Below are 281 nucleotides of genomic sequence, written 5' to 3'. Positions count from 1 at the left end.
TATCCGAAAGCTTCGCGATATTACGACGGTCATGACTGGGATCACCTAAACGCCGCCTACTAGAGCGGGGAGGATCAAAATGCGAAAATCACGCGTGTTTCTGGCCTCGGCGGTAGCTGTCGCGGGGCTTCTCGTTGGGGCCGTAGTCGTCAACGCTGTGCGAACAAGTGATGTGGTTGCGCCGCCAACGCAAGCATCCGCGGAAGACACTGAACGGCTCAATGAAGCCCTTGCAAGCCAAGGTGGCCCAGGGGATGCTCAGTTGCTCGACTGCAGCCTCA

At 58.0% G+C, this 281-nt stretch carries 1 protein-coding gene; it reads right to left on the bottom strand.

Annotated elements, in window-relative coordinates; all coding sequences use genetic code 11:
* Positions 1 to 88: 88 nt before the first annotated feature.
* The coding region (locus KI686_RS16665; RefSeq protein WP_237590425.1) for a hypothetical protein at positions 89 to 281 on the bottom strand (193 nt) is incomplete at its 5' end.

Source organism: Polaribacter sargassicola (assembly GCF_021991835.1).
GTDB lineage: Bacteria > Bacteroidota > Bacteroidia > Flavobacteriales > Flavobacteriaceae > Polaribacter > Polaribacter sargassicola.
This window is presented reverse-complemented; position numbering and strand designations above follow the sequence as displayed.